The following is a 12,360-nucleotide window of genomic DNA, read 5'->3' on the forward strand; positions in this document are numbered from 1 at the left end:
TGATTCCATTTTGTGACGGCGCGCCCCTTTTCCGGGACGTGCTGGAAAGCACTTTGAACCCGACGAAACCGGCCGATGCGGTACTCGGAACCACCTGCCCCCCTCGACGCACATTCTTCCCTTGGGTAAAAGGGGCGGTGGGCCAATGGTTCGCCGATGCGAGCGCTGACGAGGAAGCCGCCGATTGTCGATTAGGATTGCTGCGGTCATTCCACTCTATAATGGCGCGCCGTTCATTGAAGCGGCGCTCCACAGCGTACTGGGCCAGACCCGACCGGCTGATGAAGTGATCGTCGTCAACGACGGCTCCACCGACGAGGGCCCCGCCATCGTCGAGGAGATCGCGCGTCATCATCCCGTGCGCCTGCTGCACAAGCCGAATGGCGGGCAGTCGTCCGCGCGCAATCTGGCCATTCGCTCGACCACGTGTTCCCACATCGCGCTGCTGGATCAGGACGACATCTGGTACGAGGATCATCTGGCGGCGCTTCACCAGCCGTTCGCCGACGCCGAGATTCGTCGACTCGGTCTGGTTTACGGCAACCTCGACCAGATCGACCGGAACGGCCGTCTCATTACAGAGCATTGCCTGGATCAGGTCCCCACGCCGCATCCCAAGCGGTCCCTGATGCAGTGCCTGCAACACGACATGTTCATCCTGCCGGGCGCTTCGCTGGTGGACCGGCAGGCCATGCTTGACGCCGGCCTGTTCGACGAGCGCCTGTCCGGCTACGAGGACGACGACCTGTTCGTCCGCCTGTACTCCATGGGCGTGAAGAGCTGCTATCTCGACAAGTCCGTCACCATGTGGCGCATCTATCCGGAATCGACGTCCTTCAGCGCCCGCATGGGGCGCTCGCGGATGATCTATTTCCACAAGCTCATTGAGGCTCATCCGGACGAACCCCGCCTCGGGCTCTTCTGGGGCCGGGATGTGATTGCTCCCCGCTTCACCAGCATCCTGCGCAGCGAGTTTCTGCAGGCCTCGAAGGCCGCCGACTTCGCCCGCGCCCTGCGCGCCTGGGACGACCTGAAAACGGTAGCGCCCCACATGAAGAAAAGTGTGCAGATGCGGATCAGGCTTGTGGGACCGCTGATCGAGGCGACGCTCGCCGGGCCGTTGACCAGTGTCGCCCGCCGGCTCCTGCGGCACGCCCTGCGCTGACCCACCACGTTTGCGAAGACGGGGACAATCCGAACCGGTGCTTGCGCGGTCTGGGCGAACGCCTTAAGAACACGCGCTCGTGAGGCCACGTGGCGGAGTGGTTACGCAGCGGACTGCAAATCCGTGTACGGGGGTTCGATTCCCTCCGTGGCCTCCAGTTCCCGCGAAGCTCCCGGAATGGAAGCTCCTGGAATGACCGAGCTTCTGCCCCATATGCGGCGCTGCGCTGCAGCATGCTCTCGGGCCGGAAAGTTGACTTAGCCTCTTGCTGGCAGTTCATGGGGACACCGAAGCGGTCCCGCATCCGGACGCCGCCGGAGATGTACATGAACGCGAAAGCCGCCCAGCGCCACGGGCCTCCGCCCTCTTCGGACGAGACCAATGCCGTCCTGCGGCGCCTCCTCCTGTCCGATGGCCGCAAGCACTGGAAGGGCTATGTGCTGGCCTTCGTCTTCATGGGCACCATGGCCGCCTGCACGGCCGGCCTCGCCTATCTGATGAACGATGCCGTCAACGCCATCTTCGTGCATCCCACCCCTGCGGCGGTGTGGGCAGTGTCCGGTATCGTGATGGTGCTTTCCATCATCAAGGGCGCCTCGGCCTACGGGCAGAGCATCACCATGGCCCGCATCGGCAACCGGGTGGTGGCGGACAACCAGAAGCGCGCCTTCGACCGGCTGATGCTTCAGGACGCCGCCTATTTCGGCCATCGCCACACGGCGGAAATCACCACCCGCTTCACCGCCGGCGCCGCGGGCGCGCGCGGCGCGCTGGACCTGATCGTCACCAGCATCGGCCGCGACTTCCTCTCGCTGGTGATGCTGGCCGGCGTCGCCTTCGTGCAGGATCCCTTCCTGGCCATCATCGCCCTCGTGGTGATGCCGGCGGCGGTGCTGGGCACGCGCAAGCTCATCAAGAAGGCCAAGACCATCTTCACCACCGGCTTCACCTCGGGCGTGAAGCTGTCCTCCATCGTCATGGAGGTGTTCCAGGGCATCCGGACGGTGAAGGCCTATACGCTTGAGCCGGTGATGCGGGAGCGCACCCACAAGTTCATCGACGACGTGGAGATCAACGCCAACCGCCTCGTGCGCACCCAGGCCAAGTCCAGCCCCCTGATGGAGACGCTGGGCGGCCTCGCCATCGGCGGCGTGATTCTCTACGCGGGATACAATGTGATCGAGCTCGGCCGTTCGCCGGGCCAGTTCTTCTCGGTGCTCACCGCCCTGCTGCTGGCCTATGAGCCCGCCAAGCGGCTGTCGCGCCTGCATGTGGAGCTGGTCAGCCACGTGATGGGCGCGCGCATGCTGTTCGATCTGCTGGACGCGCCCGCCCCCGACGCCGACTCCCCCGGTGTCGGCGCCCTGCCCCGCCCTCGCGGCCGGGTGGAGTTCAAGGACGTGGTGTTCGCCTATCGCCCCGGCGAGAACGTGCTGCGCAGCCTCGATCTGGTGGCGGAGCCCGGCCGGACGACGGCGCTGGTCGGCCAGTCCGGCGGCGGCAAGACCACCATCATCAATCTGATCGAGCGCTTCTACGACCCCCAGTCCGGCGCCGTGCTGATCGACGGCGTGGACACCCGCACCGTCTCCCGCACCTCCGTGCGGGCCTCGGTGGCCCTGGTGAGCCAGGACGTCTACCTGTTCTCGGGCACCGTCCGGGAGAACATCGGCTTCGGCCGACCGGGCGCATCGGAGGAGGAGATCGTCGCGGCGGCCAAGGCGGCCCATGCCCATCCCTTCATCATGGGCTTCGAGCACGGCTACGACACGTTCGTGGGCGAGCACGGGGCGCAGCTCTCCGGCGGGCAGCGCCAGCGCATCGCCATCGCCCGCGCCTTCCTGAAGAACGCGCCCATCCTGCTCCTCGACGAGGCCACCGCGGCCCTCGATTCCGAATCGGAGGCCGAGGTGCAGAAGGCGCTGGCGGAACTCGCTCACGAGCGCACCACCATCGTCATCGCCCACCGTCTTCAAACCGTGGTGCGTGCCGACCGCATCTGCGTGATCGAGGGCGGCCGCGTGGTGGAGAGCGGCACCCACGACGACCTGATCGCCCGTCGCGGTCGCTACTACGGATTCTATTTCGCCCAGTTCGCCCACGAGAGCGAAAATGCCGGCTCCAGCGTGAGCGGCACGGCAGAGTCCGGTCCGGAAGGCGATTTGCTGCGCGCTTGAAAATCCAGCACCGGCGCCACTTTGCGCGCCGGTGCGGCAACTTCCCCCGGAAAAGCGCGTGTTACGGCTTCACAAGCGGCGATGTGGTTGCTATATCGCCGGCCTCGGTCGCGAGACCCACGGTCCCTGATAGCTCAGTTGGTAGAGCGTTCGACTGTTAATCGAATGGTCGCAGGTTCGAGTCCTGCTCAGGGAGCCACTTCTACCTCCACCTCGGAAAACCCATCGCCCGCGAGGCCTCAACAGGCGATTGCACGCGGAGCGTGATCTTCGGACGCTCCGTGGCGCTGCTGGATCCGGGCCGGAATGACCTCCGGGACTTCTTCGGGACTTTGCGTCACGAACCTCCCCGTTCGTCCACCATGTGTTCTCGTAACGTGTCCCCCGCCCCTTGCGCCCCCCGTCCTGAAAATGTAGCAACGAAGCCGTTCGGCGGAATGTCGGAGCATAGCGCAGCCTGGTAGCGCATCTGCTTTGGGAGCAGAGGGTCGCAGGTTCAAATCCTGCTGCTCCGACCACCCTCCGCCGCCCTTCCCCGCCGCAGGCTCAGCGGCCGGGCGGATCGACCTTCACCCCGTTGGGGCCGATCTCGATCTGCATGGTGTTCCGGTCGCGCTCATAGGCCTGATAGGCGAACACCCCACCAACCACGACGAGAATCGCGATCACGCCGTAGAGGACATTGCGCGGCATCTGTGTGCTCCTGTCGCTGCTTCGCTGACTGGAGCTGCAACGCCACCGCTTTCCCGATTGTTCCGCTAAAGCCGGGTGAAGACTAATCTTCCCGGGCGGTGTGACGGCACCGGGTGGATGCGACTCACCCGGCTCCGGGATGGTCTCGCGGCATCAGGCTCAGGCGGCAGGATTGCGCCGCCGGGCGGGATTTTGGGAAAGGACGATTGCAATGGCTTCGGATACGGAGCTTGCCGAGTGGCTCGGCTCGATGCTCAAGGCGGTGGGCACCACGCAGGCCCACACCATGGTGCAGCATTACATCCTGCGCGATATCGTCACCCAGCTCGCCGGGCAGCAGGACCGCCCGGATGGCTTCATCGCCGACATGTTCGAGCGCGTGAGCGGGCTCGTCGATCAGTGCGAGCTTGCGGGCAAGCCGGACATCGAAGCCGAGATGCGCTGGTACGCGGAGACGTTCTTCACCTCCATCGGCAAGACGCTGGAGCCCAAATAGGTCGCCGGGACCAGGTGGGGCACAGGCACGACCCCGCCTCCGCGCGCAAGGGCTCGCCGACCGTTCTGCGACGAAGGGGGTCGGCGTCTCGGGTCACGGAGGCGGATCGGCCGCGCCGACCTTGGATGGGAGGCCCGGCCTCGCTGATGGCCAGACCTCCCTCGTGAGGAGGCCTGGCCGCTTCACGAGCTCTATTTGTGCAGCAGCGCGGTCTGCTGGGTCGACGCAGGCGGGTTCCAGAGCGGAACGATGATGCGGCCCCACAGGCGTGTATCGTTGCCACCGTAGTTCTGTTCATAGACGTCGGTGGTGAGATAAGCTTGTAGGATCACAGGACCAAAATCGTAGCCGACAAGGCCACCGATCGCGAACTGGCTCTGTTTCTGGTAAAATGGGATGGGATTGTTCAGGTCGGTGGAGTAATAGGCCACCGGGCCGATCTCGAACTTGCCGAATTTCTTGGTGGCGGTCAGATCGACGTTCAGGAAGTTCGGGTTGATCGTATTGCTCACGCCGTTCGCCTGGATGCCCCAGATGGCGTTCGCCGTCAGATTCCAGCCATCCGCCGTGTAGCTGAGGGCAAAACGCTGGTTGAACGAGGTTGAATCGAAGGCCACCCCCGTATTCACGCCGAGATAGAACCCGGCCATGTAGCTGAAGCCGAAGCCGTTCCCCAGATCCCAGGCGACCTGAGCGGCGAAGAACGGATTATAAAAACCGGAAGTATAGTCTCCGTTCTGCACGCCGACGCCGACAACCGGCACGGCAGTCAGAAGCTGTAGCCGCCCGCCGAACAGGAATACCGGAGTAGCCCAGGCCAGCACGGGAATATCCACGCCGACGCAGGTGCTGTCGGGGGATGTATTGCGGCAGCCATAGTCAGCCGTATTCACGGCATATACGCCTTCCGGCAGCGGCGCGCCGGCAGCCAGACCAACCGTTTCACCTGGCTGGGTCACGGAGCCGGCGTGTGCGGGCAGGGATTCGGGCAGCAAGGCTGCCGCAGACAAAGCGGCTACGGCCGCCATTCTTGCGAATGTCGTCATTTTTTCCTCCGAAAGGCGGAGCCCACGACCGCCGTCCCAACGGCGGGGCTCATCGCTGGCGCTTCCTCAGGCGCTAATGCGCCGCTCTCTTTTCGGCCCAAGGCGTCGAGGCCCTGGACGAGATCACTGCACGGCCCGCGAACGGGCGCGTGCATCGTGGACACTTCGGACAACGGCCCGGAGTGCAGAGGCATCAACTGGGGAATGCTAACGGCAGCGTGTCACGACCTTAGCGGTGCGGGGATCAATCCCAGGCGCCGCTCGGGACCTTCGAGGATGACCGGTATCCCTTGTCCGGGTCCTTGAAGCCGAAGCGGCGTCAACGTTAGCCCAATTTAAGGGCACGCAATACTATTCGAGCGATCCATCCGCCCAAATCGGACGCAAACGCGTGCAATGTGACGTTCGCGCAACAGTTTCGGAACGTCGCCGGTGCCCGGTTGCGGGCAGGACATGGCGAGGCAGTAGACATCCGGTCGCAGGCGACGGAAGGTGTGCGCCTTATCGGATTCTGGGGTCCCAACGAATCCGACGTTACGCAAAGTGAGCACGACGCCATGCTCGACATCCACTATCGTGAATACAAGATTCTGCTCCGGCCGCAGCAATTCTACTCGCCCAAGCGTTTCGAGGATTACTGGAATGAAGTGAAGGCGGTCGCCAAGAAGCACGGGGTGGGCGTGGTCACCAACAAGGACGCCTTTCACCGGCAGGTCCGCGAAGTGCTGTTCTATGATACCCCGGACTTCGACCTCTACCGCAACTCCTTCATCCTGCGGAAGCGCACCTTCTACGACGACGGCTGGCCGCGCCCGGAGCATGAACTTGCCCTGAAGTACCGCAGCCCGGATCGCGACAAGGCCACGGCCGTGGAGATGGCTCCTCGCATCACCGGCGCGGTCCAGGTGAAGTTCAAGGAAGAAATTCTTCCCCTGAAGGAAGAGTTGGGCGGCATCCGCTCGCTCTATTCGCACAATTGCATCATTACGTCGCTCGGTGCCGTGCTGAGCCCGGCATTGAAGAACATCATGTCCATATTCCCCTCCATGTCGGCGGTGGATGCGGACGGGGATTCCCAGATCGACCTCGTGAACAGCATGGCTGTGGAGGAAATCCAGGTGGACCCCGGCCACTTCGATTTCGGCCACGGCTACGAGGCGAAGGCGACTATCGCCATCTGGCGCAATCGCGCGTCCGAGCAGTCGCTGGTGGGGGAATTCGCCTTCCAAGCGAAGTTCGATCACTACAGCGAGGTCAACGACAAGGCGAAGCGCCTCTCCGAGGACTTCTTCCGCGACGTTCAGAACATGGCGCCCGAATGGGTGCAGCTCGGCACCACCAAGACCGCCATGGTCTATGGCATCGGTGCCAAGGAAGTCGCGCACTCCGAATAGGGATCATGGCGGGCCGAACCGGCCCGCTCACCTTCACCCTTCCGGCGAAAATCCATGAGCGTCAAAGATCCGCCGATCCCAGCACCACCTCCCGAGCCCGGCGCCCCGCAAGGCGCGGCCGCAACGCAGGTTTCCATCCTGGAAATCTTCATCACGTTCCTCATCATCGGCGGCATCAGCTTTGGCGGCGGCGTGGTCGCCTATCTGCGCAACGCGCTGGTGGTGGAAAAGGGCTGGCTGGACGAGGAGGAGTTCCTCACGGCGCTGGAGATCTCCCAGGCCCTTCCCGGCCTCAACGCGACCAACATGAGTGTCATCGTCGGTGACCGGCTGCGTGGTCCGGTGGGCGCGATCGCCGGCTTCCTCGGCATGACGCTGCCGGGCGGCCTGCTCGTGTTCGCGCTCGGCATCTTCTACGTGTCGAACCACGGCAATCCGGCCATGCACGCCATCCTCGCCGGCATCGGTGCCGCCGCCGTGGGGCTGCTCGCGGCGGTGACGGTGCAGATCGGGCACAAGCAGCTGGAGCACCTGCGGGAGATCCTGCTCATCCTCATCACCGTGGTGATGGTGAGCTTCCTCCACGTCTCGCTGGTGCTGGTGCTGCTCACCGTGCTGCCCCTGGCCCTCTTCATCTACCGTCCCGGCCGCGGAGAGGTCGACGAGCCATGAACAATCCGCACACCGACCTCAGCGTCCTCGGCGTCTTCTCGCTCCTGTCGCTTCTCGCCATCGGCGGCGGCACGGCGGTGCTGCCGGAGATGAAGGCGCTGACCATCGATGCCCACCACTGGCTGACCGACAGCCAGTTCCGCGACATCTACAGCCTCGGGCAGGTGGCGCCGGGGCCGAACATGCTGATGGTGATCGTCATCGGCTATCACGTCGCCGGCACGCTGGGGGCGTTCCTCGCCTTCACCGGCTTCTTCCTGCCGGCGTCCGTTCTGGCGCTCGGCTCCTCCCGCCTGTGGAATCATTTCGACGGCTCGCCCTGGCGGCTCGCTTTGCAGATGGCGCTGGCGCCCATCGTCGTCGGGCTGATGGCTGCCGGCACGGTGGCGGTGGCGCGCACCGCCATCACGGGCACCGAGACGACGCTGATCGCCGTGGCGGTGTTCGTCCTCGTCTATTTCGGGCCGAAGATGATCGGGAAAAAGGTCAACCCGGCCCTCTACATCTTCGCCGGAGGGCTGCTGGGCTATCTGACGCTGAACTAGGGGCGCCCCCCTATTTCGCCGTGAACCTGTTTGGCCGGAAATCTATTTGGCAGGGAACATGGGGTGGGCAATCTTGTCGCCGGCCTTCAAGCCCTGCCTGCGCGCCTCGCCCCCGCCGATCTCCAGCACCGCCCGCACCGGCTCTCCGGAGGAGATGGTCTCGGTGGAGAGCGGGGTGGTCATGGCGGCGATCCGGGCGATGGAGCCGTCGGCACGGATGAACACCATGTCCAGCGGGATGAGGGTGTTCTTCATCCACATGTAGACCGGCTGGTCCACCTTGAAGTCGAACAGCATGCCGCCCCGCTCGGGCAGCGTCTTGCGGCACATGAGGCCCTGGGTGCGCTGCTCGTTGGTGCGCGCGACCTCCACCTGGAAGGCCAGCACGCCCTTGGCGGTGACGATCTCCAGCGGGTCCAGCACCGGGTTGGGATCGATCTTGATCTGGGCGCACTCGGCCTCGGCCGCGCGGGCGAGGCTCGGCAGCCCTGCGAGCGGAAGCGCGAGGGTGAACGCAAGCGCGAATTTGGCCGCCAGGGCAGCCCGCGACGGAATGTAGCTCATCAATTGTTCCCGCTGGGGCCGCCGTCGGCCTTCACTTCCGCGGCCATCAGGCCCTTGGACCCGTCGCCGTAGCGCACCAGCACGCTCTGGCCGGGGCGCAGCTCGGTGAGGCCGTGACGGCGCAGGGTTTCCATATGGACGAAGATGTCGGGCGTGCCGTCGCCCTGGGTGAGGAAGCCGAAGCCGCGCAGCCGGTTGAACCACTTCACCGTGGCCCGCTCGAAGCCGCTGGTGGGCTCCACCACGGCGCGGGTCCGGGGCAAGGCCGGCGCGGTGTGGACCGCGGTCGACAGGTCGAGGGAGAGCACGCGGAAGGCCTGCCGCCCCTTGGTGCGCTCGATGGCCTCGCATACCACGCGGGCGCCTTCCATGGCGGTCTGGAAGCCGTCGCGGCGCAGGCATGTCACATGAACGAGGACGTCGGGACCTCCGTCGTCCGGCACGATGAATCCGTAGCCTTTCGACGCGTCGAACCATTTGATGGAGCCGGTGACTTCGACGAGCCCGGCAGGCTCCTCGGTCCCCTCCTCCGAGCCGGCGGTCCGTGGCCCCAGCCCCAGTGCGTCAGACCCCATGACCACCCCGAAACTAACGCGCGGCGGCGCACCCGTTGCCGCGGAGAAGGTAGGATAGCAACTGAATGGCGCAACGCCCACCCTCTTCGCGCGCCATTGTCACCCGTCACCGGCAAAGGGCGCGAGCACGTCGCCGATCTCGTCGCGGACCACCAGTTCGGCCATGTCGTCGAATTCCGTGGGCTCCCGGTTGAGGATGATCAACCGGGCCCCCTTCTGCCGCGCCTTGAGCGGGAAACCCGCCGCCGGAAACACCACCAGCGATGAGCCGATCACGATGAACAGGTCGCTCACCCTGGCCAGCGCATCCGCCCGCGCCATCTCGCGCTCGGGCATGGCCTGGCCGAAGGAGATGGTGGCCGCCTTCACCGGCCCGCCGCATTCCGGGCAATCGGGGGCGATGCCCCCGGCAGCATCGAACCGCGCCTTCACCCAGGCGAGCTCGTAGCGCGCGCCGCAATCAAGGCAGGTGGCATAGGTGCCGTTGCCGTGCAGTTCCACCAGCGCGTCATCCGGTACGCCGGAGGCCTGGTGCAGGCCGTCGATGTTCTGGGTGATGACGCCGGCGATCCTTCCGCGCCCCAGCAGCCGGGCGAGCGCCCTGTGGCCCCGGCCGGGCCGCGCCCCGGCGAAGGCCTCCTCCATGGCGAACTTGCGCCGCCACGCCTCGTTGCGCGCGGCCTTGTGGGCGACGAACACGTCGAAGGGGATGGGCTTGTTCTGCGTCCACAATCCGCCGGGGGATCGAAAATCCGGAATGCCGCATTCGGTGGAGATGCCCGCTCCGGTAAAGGCGACCGCGCGCGCCGACCCGTCCAGAAGTTCGCGGAGGCGCTGCTGCGCCCCCTTGAGATCGCCTTCATAGATCATACGTCACCTGCTACTTCACTCCGGCCGGCCCGCCGGCTTGCGCCCTCATACGGACGAGACCCCCGATGCGCTTCCTGCACACCATGGTCCGCGTGACCGACATCGACCAGTCGCTGGACTTCTACTGCAACAAGCTGGGGCTCAAGGAGGTGCGCCGCAAGGAGGTGCCGCAGGGCCGCTACACGCTCGTCTTCCTCGCCCCTCCCGGCCAGGAGAACGTGGCCGAGATCGAGCTGACCTACAATTGGGACAAGGAGCCCTATGGCGAGGGCCGCAATTTCGGCCACCTCGCTTTCGAGGTCGAGGACATCTACGGCCTGTGCGAGCGCCTGATGGCCTCCGGCGTCACCATCAATCGCCCGCCCCGCGACGGCTACATGGCTTTCGTGCGCTCCCCGGACAACGTCTCCGTCGAGCTGCTGCAGAAGGGCGGCCCCAAGCCCCCGGCCGAGCCGTGGGCCTCCATGCCCAACACCGGCAAATGGTGAGCGCCTGACACGCCGCTTTTGAGCCGCCGCAACCTCCCGCCGGCGGCCACCTGATCCCGGGCCGCGCCCTCTGCCCACAGGGCAGGAGCGCGCGGCTTTGGATAATTTCCCCACAGGCTTGCAGCCAAGCCGCCCGCCCCCTATAAGGACGCCCTCTCCGGTGGCCAAAACCCCGGAACGGCCGCGCGCCCTTCGTCTATCGGTTAGGACGCCACCCTTTCACGGTGGAGAGAGGGGTTCGACTCCCCTAGGGCGCGCCAGCTTCGCACGGCCGGCGAACGCTATCCCTCAGTCGCGATCCCACGACCCATCTTTGATCCTAAGCATCTCCCTCCGGTCGCATCTTCGCGCCTAGCGTTTCTGACATGACGCAAGGTGTCCCCTATTTGCGGTATGCGGATGATCCCGCGCGGGGTGACAGTCAAGACAGATCAGAGCGCCATCGTTTGTTCAAAAATGTCTTTTGGGCAAAAGCGGCCTGACTCTCTGCTCTATTTTGCAAGCAACGCTCCGGATTCGCGCCCGAGACGGCAGCGAAGGATGGGATCCATGTTGTCCAAATCGATCCAGATCACGGCGACAGCGGCCTCGATACTTCTAATCCTCCTCATCGGGTGTCCCAGGGCTGATGCGCAGGGGGGCGAAAACTGCTGGAACACATCGGACGGTCGCGTCTGCGAGATAACCCAGCCCCTCGTGAACGGCGACCCGCTCGATGAGGCGACCCGCAAGGCGCGGGGGCTCGTCATCGTCAACGGCGGATGCAGCGGCATTCTACTGAACCGCTACTGGGTTCTCACCGCCCGCCACTGCATTACAAACGAGCCAGCCGGTGCGACCGCTGGCGTCGATATCGGCTCGCCGGCGTTTCCCGCCAATCAGGTCACGATCACGGCCGCCTGGGATCCGACGCTCAGTGCGCAGGCGTCCGACTATTATGAGTTCGCCGTCAACCGGAACCTGGCCGCCGGCGCCCTGCCCGCCCGCGACATCGTGATGGTCTATCTCGGCCTGGGCGATCTCGGCCCGGTGGCGGGAATACTGCCCTACATCGCGGAGCCGGAGGGCACGGCGCCGGATCGCTGGACGGGCGTGCGGCTTCAGACAACGGACCAAATCATCCAGAATGGCCAAGGCTTCGGCACATTTGCGAGCGGCGCCTTTCTCGCCAATGGGCAAGCGGACCCGCGCAATCCGCCGCAGCAGGCGACCGGCCTTGGAACATACCGCAGCGGCCAGTTCACCCCCTCCGACATCAGCACGACCGGATACACGCTGACCTTGAACTCGGCTGCTCAGGTCGGACAGGGCGGTGACAGCGGCGGCCCCACCCTGGTCGGGCGGCGCGACGGTCGCGGGCTTGCGGTGGCTGGCGTGCAGTCCACCTGCAGCGCGACGGGCCACGTGCCGCACGCACCACTCCCGGCGGGCGCGTCCAATCCGGGCTGGGAATGGGCGACGGGCATCTCCGGCTGCCAATACGTCTCGGTGGAGCCGCTGGTGCGCGAAATTGGCGAGGCCGTGGTGCGTGCACCTGTCTGCAAGACAGACGCGGAATGCGCGTCCACGACCTTGCCACTCATCCTCGACTACGTCCTCGCCGATGCCGCGCCGGCCGCCACCGCGAGCCTGACCACCATCACCCATTATCTCACCAGCGACGAGTAATCCTGAA

Annotated in this window: 13 protein-coding genes and 4 tRNA genes; 12 read left to right on the forward strand and 5 right to left on the reverse strand. The window is 65.3% G+C overall.

Going from position 1 to position 12,360, the window contains the following annotated elements:
* Window positions 1-184: 184 nt before the first annotated feature.
* The 5 genes from A37E_RS0121805 (at window position 185) to A37E_RS0121825 (ending at window position 3,860) form a co-directional block, all read left to right on the forward strand.
* Complete coding sequence (locus A37E_RS0121805) at window positions 185-1,165, forward strand: glycosyltransferase family A protein (RefSeq protein ID WP_081837723.1); 981 nt, start codon at window positions 185-187, stop codon at window positions 1,163-1,165.
* An 83-nt stretch (window positions 1,166-1,248) separates the two neighbouring features.
* Window positions 1,249-1,322: transfer RNA gene (locus tag A37E_RS0121810), tRNA-Cys, on the forward strand.
* Between the two features lie 169 nt (window positions 1,323-1,491).
* A complete protein-coding gene (locus A37E_RS0121815) occupies window positions 1,492-3,342 on the forward strand; it encodes an ABC transporter ATP-binding protein (RefSeq protein WP_051679479.1) in 1,851 nt (616 codons plus the stop codon).
* A 123-nt stretch (window positions 3,343-3,465) separates the two neighbouring features.
* Window positions 3,466-3,541, forward strand: a tRNA-Asn gene (locus A37E_RS0121820).
* 242 nt (window positions 3,542-3,783) lie between these two features.
* A tRNA-Pro gene (locus tag A37E_RS0121825) sits at window positions 3,784-3,860 on the forward strand.
* Between the two features lie 28 nt (window positions 3,861-3,888).
* Here the strand turns inward: A37E_RS0121825 and A37E_RS27260 are convergent.
* Window positions 3,889-4,035 (reverse strand): hypothetical protein, encoded by a 147-nt coding sequence (locus A37E_RS27260; RefSeq protein WP_197023028.1) that lies wholly within the window; start codon window positions 4,033-4,035, stop codon window positions 3,889-3,891.
* Between the two features lie 211 nt (window positions 4,036-4,246).
* On the opposite strand from A37E_RS27260, the gene A37E_RS0121835 reads away from it, so the two are divergent.
* A complete protein-coding gene (locus A37E_RS0121835; protein WP_024278987.1) occupies window positions 4,247-4,531 on the forward strand; it encodes a hypothetical protein in 285 nt (94 codons plus the stop codon).
* A gap of 191 nt (window positions 4,532-4,722) precedes the next feature.
* On the opposite strand, the gene A37E_RS0121840 is transcribed toward A37E_RS0121835, so the two are convergent.
* A complete protein-coding gene (locus tag A37E_RS0121840; protein ID WP_024278986.1) occupies window positions 4,723-5,577 on the reverse strand; it encodes a transporter in 855 nt (284 codons plus the stop codon).
* Window positions 5,578-6,134: 557 nt separating this feature from the next.
* Between A37E_RS0121840 and A37E_RS0121845 the strand changes: the two genes are divergently transcribed.
* From A37E_RS0121845 to A37E_RS0121855, 3 genes are read left to right on the forward strand one after another with little or no spacing between them, the layout of a single operon-like run.
* Window positions 6,135-6,971 (forward strand): hypothetical protein, encoded by an 837-nt coding sequence (locus A37E_RS0121845; RefSeq protein ID WP_029558565.1) that lies wholly within the window; start codon window positions 6,135-6,137, stop codon window positions 6,969-6,971.
* A gap of 54 nt (window positions 6,972-7,025) precedes the next feature.
* Window positions 7,026-7,643: a chromate transporter gene (locus A37E_RS0121850; RefSeq protein WP_029558566.1), complete on the forward strand. Its 618-nt coding sequence runs from the start codon at window positions 7,026-7,028 to the stop codon at window positions 7,641-7,643.
* Window positions 7,640-8,188 (forward strand): chromate transporter, encoded by a 549-nt coding sequence (locus A37E_RS0121855; RefSeq protein WP_029558567.1) that lies wholly within the window; start codon window positions 7,640-7,642, stop codon window positions 8,186-8,188. The genes A37E_RS0121850 and A37E_RS0121855 overlap by 4 nt, the downstream gene beginning before the upstream one ends.
* Before the next feature lie 42 nt (window positions 8,189-8,230).
* On the opposite strand, the gene A37E_RS0121860 is transcribed toward A37E_RS0121855, so the two are convergent.
* The 3 genes from A37E_RS0121860 to A37E_RS0121870 all read right to left on the reverse strand — a co-directional run bounded on the left by A37E_RS0121860 (window position 8,231) and on the right by A37E_RS0121870 (window position 10,197).
* Complete coding sequence (locus A37E_RS0121860; protein ID WP_029558568.1) at window positions 8,231-8,752, reverse strand: DUF192 domain-containing protein; 522 nt, start codon at window positions 8,750-8,752, stop codon at window positions 8,231-8,233.
* Complete coding sequence (locus tag A37E_RS0121865) at window positions 8,752-9,327, reverse strand: cold-shock protein (protein WP_024278981.1); 576 nt, start codon at window positions 9,325-9,327, stop codon at window positions 8,752-8,754. The genes A37E_RS0121860 and A37E_RS0121865 overlap by 1 nt, the downstream gene beginning before the upstream one ends.
* Before the next feature lie 99 nt (window positions 9,328-9,426).
* A complete protein-coding gene (locus A37E_RS0121870) occupies window positions 9,427-10,197 on the reverse strand; it encodes a Sir2 family NAD-dependent protein deacetylase (protein ID WP_029558569.1) in 771 nt (256 codons plus the stop codon).
* Between the two features lie 65 nt (window positions 10,198-10,262).
* Between A37E_RS0121870 and A37E_RS0121875 the strand changes: the two genes are divergently transcribed.
* From A37E_RS0121875 to A37E_RS0121885, 3 genes are all read left to right on the forward strand, one after another.
* A complete protein-coding gene (locus A37E_RS0121875; protein WP_024278979.1) occupies window positions 10,263-10,685 on the forward strand; it encodes a VOC family protein in 423 nt (140 codons plus the stop codon).
* Between the two features lie 185 nt (window positions 10,686-10,870).
* Window positions 10,871-10,945: transfer RNA gene (locus A37E_RS0121880), tRNA-Glu, on the forward strand.
* 289 nt (window positions 10,946-11,234) lie between these two features.
* A complete protein-coding gene (locus tag A37E_RS0121885; protein WP_197023029.1) occupies window positions 11,235-12,353 on the forward strand; it encodes a trypsin-like serine protease in 1,119 nt (372 codons plus the stop codon).
* Window positions 12,354-12,360: the final 7 nt, after the last annotated feature.

This window comes from Xanthobacter sp. 91 (assembly GCF_000702385.1).
GTDB lineage: Bacteria > Pseudomonadota > Alphaproteobacteria > Rhizobiales > Xanthobacteraceae > Xanthobacter > Xanthobacter aminoxidans.

What these genes read in the sequence shown, in the direction of transcription:
- A37E_RS0121815 (WP_051679479.1), top strand. Translation starts at nt 1,492, where the DNA reads ATGAACGCGAAAGCCGCCCAGCGCCACGGGCCTCCGCCCTCTTCGGAC.
- A37E_RS0121855 (WP_029558567.1), top strand. Translation starts at nt 7,640, where the DNA reads ATGAACAATCCGCACACCGACCTCAGCGTCCTCGGCGTCTTCTCGCTC.
- A37E_RS0121885 (WP_197023029.1), top strand. Translation starts at nt 11,235, where the DNA reads ATGTTGTCCAAATCGATCCAGATCACGGCGACAGCGGCCTCGATACTT.
- A37E_RS0121865 (WP_024278981.1), bottom strand. Translation starts at nt 9,327, where the DNA reads ATGGGGTCTGACGCACTGGGGCTGGGGCCACGGACCGCCGGCTCGGAG.
- A37E_RS0121840 (WP_024278986.1), bottom strand. Translation starts at nt 5,577, where the DNA reads ATGACGACATTCGCAAGAATGGCGGCCGTAGCCGCTTTGTCTGCGGCA.
- A37E_RS0121860 (WP_029558568.1), bottom strand. Translation starts at nt 8,752, where the DNA reads ATGAGCTACATTCCGTCGCGGGCTGCCCTGGCGGCCAAATTCGCGCTT.
- A37E_RS0121850 (WP_029558566.1), top strand. Translation starts at nt 7,026, where the DNA reads ATGAGCGTCAAAGATCCGCCGATCCCAGCACCACCTCCCGAGCCCGGC.
- A37E_RS27260 (WP_197023028.1), bottom strand. Translation starts at nt 4,035, where the DNA reads ATGCCGCGCAATGTCCTCTACGGCGTGATCGCGATTCTCGTCGTGGTT.
- A37E_RS0121875 (WP_024278979.1), top strand. Translation starts at nt 10,263, where the DNA reads ATGCGCTTCCTGCACACCATGGTCCGCGTGACCGACATCGACCAGTCG.
- A37E_RS0121870 (WP_029558569.1), bottom strand. Translation starts at nt 10,197, where the DNA reads ATGATCTATGAAGGCGATCTCAAGGGGGCGCAGCAGCGCCTCCGCGAA.
- A37E_RS0121845 (WP_029558565.1), top strand. Translation starts at nt 6,135, where the DNA reads ATGCTCGACATCCACTATCGTGAATACAAGATTCTGCTCCGGCCGCAG.
- A37E_RS0121835 (WP_024278987.1), top strand. Translation starts at nt 4,247, where the DNA reads ATGGCTTCGGATACGGAGCTTGCCGAGTGGCTCGGCTCGATGCTCAAG.